This window comes from Candidatus Goldiibacteriota bacterium (genome assembly GCA_016937715.1).
Taxonomy (GTDB): Bacteria; Oederibacteriota; PGYV01; order PGYV01; family PGYV01; genus PGYV01.
The window spans coordinates 1-3,752 of sequence record JAFGWA010000070.1 but is presented as its reverse complement, the minus strand read 5'-3'; the positions used below and the strand labels follow the sequence as shown (position 1 = coordinate 3,752).

The following is a 3,752-nucleotide window of genomic DNA, read 5'->3' as shown; positions in this document are numbered from 1 at the left end:
CATTTAACACTTTCTTTATTTCTTCATAAGTTCTTACTTCTTTAATACTCATATGCTTTTTATCCTTTCCCGTCATGGCGCACCTCCGTATTTCTATGCTACCACGCTTCGGAATAGGACATTTCTATTTTGCATATTTAGGACATTATCACTTTGCGGTTACATAAGGATAGTGAGTACGGGCAGATGCTTGGAAGCTTTGATGCTTGGAGGCTTGGTCATTTTGTGATACACGCCCTGGTAGGCGCACCTTTTAAGGTGCGGCATTTGATTTTGTATTATAATTGAAAAACTTGCGGCTTGCCTTCTAATCCAGAACTACTATATTGCTTCGGCGGCCAAGTATAAAAGAATCTAAAACAAATCAACTGCCCCGGGCTGAAGACCCGCGTCTGCCAAGACTTTAAATACAAATCATTAAATCCAAATCAACTGCCGCGGGCTAAAGACCCGCGTCTACCAAGACGTTAAATACAAACCATTAAATCCAAATCAACTGCCACAGGCTGAAGACCCGCGTCTGCCAATACTTTAAACATAAAACACGGGATGACGTCGTTAATTTGTCTGTTTAAAGCAAGACGCAATATATTGCGTCTCTACATTAAAAACAAACATAATAAATACGGGTTATTTATATATCGTAGATTTGATTGTGACTTCCACGCGGCGGTTCTTGGCGCGGCCTTCTTCTGTTGAATTATCCGCTATCGGGAACATATCCCCGTTGCCTTCTGTCCTTATGCGCGACTCTTCTATGCCCAGCAGGTTAACCATAAAAAACTTAACCGCATCGGCCCTTTTAAGCGACATTTCAAGGCTTTCTGAATTTGTACCGTCAGTAAATCCGGAAACAAGAATTTCTGATTCTTCGTATTTTTCTAAAACTTTTTTCATGTCTTTCAAAGCGCTGTACGCGGAAATTTTTACGTCCGCTTTGCCTTTGTCAAAAAGCGCGTCCGAAGAATACGTAAGTTTTATCTCTTTTAAAAGCACAACCTGTGACTGCGGTTCTGTCTGGGATTTGTTCCCAAGTTTATCCCACGCTGACATAGCGTAATAATATATCTGCCCGGTTACCACGTATTCCCCGTTATTGCCTTTGCCGTCCCACCTGTACTTCTCCGGCGGAGCGCCCCTGCCTGATACCGAATAAAACACTTTTTTGTCTATATCCCATACATTAAGCTGCCATTTATCAATACCGTTTTTATCTTCCGCGGACATTGATATAATAGAAGGTATTATAAGGGCTTCCTGCTGGCCCGGCTTTATCAGTTTGGGTTCCGCCGTCATGAAGACCACAGGCGGGGTATTATCCACTTCAAAAGTCTCTGTATTTGAAATTGACTTTCCCTGCCTGTATGCGGCATTTGCTTTGGCCGTGTAAATACCGTCAGGGATTATTAACTGCCCTGTGCCGTACCAGCTTGCGCTGTTTTTAACGCTGTCCACCTGAACTGAGGCAATGGGAATTTCATTATCGTCGCCGAATATTTCCACATCAGAAGAAAGCACTTTTTCTTTTGACTGATATATGGCATCAAACTCCACAAAATCTTTATACCCGTCGTTGTTTGGCGAAAACACTTTCTGTTTGACTTTAAGTTTAAGCGGCGGAGTACCCCAGACGTACGACATTGAAAAACGGTGGGTTGCGCCAAGTTCATCATAACCTTCATACGCGTAATCAATATTAAAACCTTCAAGTTTTATTCCACAGCCGGCGGTAGGCTGATTAAAGCCCCCGAATTTGTACCCGCCCCTTAAATACAACATATCAAAAACCATATATTCCACGCCGAACATATACTGAAAATCATAATCCACATGAAGGTTAAACTGCGCGCCCGCTGTCAGCACTCCGCCCGGAATATCCAGCCTGTCAGACACGCCAAGGTGCAGAATTTTAGGGGGTTCAGCGCCCGCGTTTTCCATTTTTAATTCAGAACCCAGATTGTTAATTGTCACGCCAAAACCAAGCAGATTTTTATTAATCTCCATCTTATAAAGCATTCCAATATCAGCCGTAATGTTGGAACCCGAAAAATCACTGATGTTCTGCGAATTGTATCTTAATCTTACGCCGGCTGAAAGGTACTCTTTTATGCTCATTGCGTACGCAAGGGCAAAAGAGTAATCATACGGGTTAAAACTTTTTATCGTGAAAGAATCCCAGTTAAGCCCTGAATTTAGATACCCGTAGCTTGTATCCTGCAGCGCTGTTGTCTGCTGCATTCTGCCGCCGGACAAATAAGAGAATGAAGCTCCAAGCTTCGCGCTTTCCATAAGCGGAAACGGGAAAACAAGGGCGATATATTCATAATTAATGTTCTGAAACCAGCTGACATGGGATAAATGCAGGTCATACGCCAGCACGTGGGAAATTCCGGCAGGATTGTAAAACATGCCGTATGTCCCTTCGGAAATACCTTCATACGCCCCTGCCATAGCTGCCGCCCGCGCAAACGGGCTTATCTTTAAAAAATTCACGCTGGTTGTACCGGTTATTTCTGTCCCGGCAAAACTGTTTATGGCAACAGCTGCTGATATTAATAAAAACAGAAAAAACTTTTTCACTTTACCATTTCCCCTTTTTCTTCCAGCTCCGGCAGCTGTTTTAAAAATTCCCGTATTTGCTGCTCGTCATCCATTTTAAAAAGCGCCACCCTTGCGGCTACCGCATTATTAAACCCCTTAAGATACCGCCCAAAGTATTTACGCATTTCAAAAACCGCCCTGTGACCCCTGTATTTTAACATTTCTTCATAGTGAAAAGAAGCAAGTTCTATGCGTTCCCTGAAAGACGGCTGATAGCCGGGCTCTTTAATTTCCCTGAATATAAAAGGGCTGTTCATCGCGCCGCGCGCAATCATTACCGCGTCCACTTCTGTTTCCTTTTTCATGCGCAGCGCGTCTGCCGCTGTCATTATATCACCGCTGCCCGTTACAAAAAGGCGCGATTCCTGTTTTAACCTTTTAAGTTCGTCCCAGTTTGAATGCCCTTTAAACATCTGCGTTCTTGTCCTGGGATGAAGGCATATAAAGGATACCCCGTTGTCTTCCGCCATTCTGTTAAATTCCATAAAATTTCTGTGCTTGTCATCCCATCCGCTTCGTATCTTTATGCCTACCGGAATTTTAACCGCGCCGACAACCGCCTTTACAACCTCTTCCGCTTTTTTTATATCCTTCATCATGGCGGAACCTGACCCGCCGTTTGTTACCGCCCTTGCGGGGCAGCCGAAATTAATATCAACCGCATCAAAACCAAGCGCCTGCGCCCTTGCCGCTGCCTCGCCGAATAAAGCGGGTTCTTTGCCGAACAGCTGCAGCCCTATCGGGTGCTCTTCTTCATCATACCTGTACAGAGGCTCTATTCTGTCGTGATATCTGGCCATTGTGTGTTCATTAATCATCTCTGTCCAGACGAACGACGCGCCGAATTTCTTTGCTATTTTTCTGAAAGGCGAATCCGTATATCCGGCCAGCGGCGCAAGCACATACGGAAACTGCCTTATACTTTCAAATATATCCACAACTGTCAGCTTTTCTTCTTTAATGTTTTTACTTTATTCTCAAGTTTCTTTATTTTTTCTTCAACTTCGTCAATCCCGATTCCCAGCATGTCCGCTATCCTGTTTGTGATTATAAAAATAAATACAATGGCGATTGTGGATACCCCGGCCACCAGATACATTCCCATACCCGTGGCAAGGCCAATTCCCGCAACAGCCCAAAGGCTTGCGGCT

The 3,752-nt window shown here is 44.1% G+C and carries 3 protein-coding genes; all 3 read right to left on the bottom strand.

Annotated features, from left to right (window positions below):
- Positions 1–630 precede the first annotated feature (630 nt).
- Entirely contained in the window at positions 631–2,580 is a 1,950-nt protein-coding gene (locus tag JXR81_07645) for an OmpA family protein (protein ID MBN2754725.1), read from the bottom strand.
- The gene (dusB, locus tag JXR81_07640) at positions 2,577–3,539 is read right to left on the bottom strand and encodes a tRNA dihydrouridine synthase DusB (GenBank protein MBN2754724.1); all 963 of its coding nucleotides are present in this window, start codon (positions 3,537–3,539) and stop codon (positions 2,577–2,579) included. Before dusB ends, JXR81_07645 begins: the two co-directional genes overlap by 4 nt.
- Before the next feature lie 5 nt (positions 3,540–3,544).
- The coding region (locus tag JXR81_07635; GenBank protein ID MBN2754723.1) for a hypothetical protein at positions 3,545–3,752 on the bottom strand (208 nt) is incomplete at its 5' end.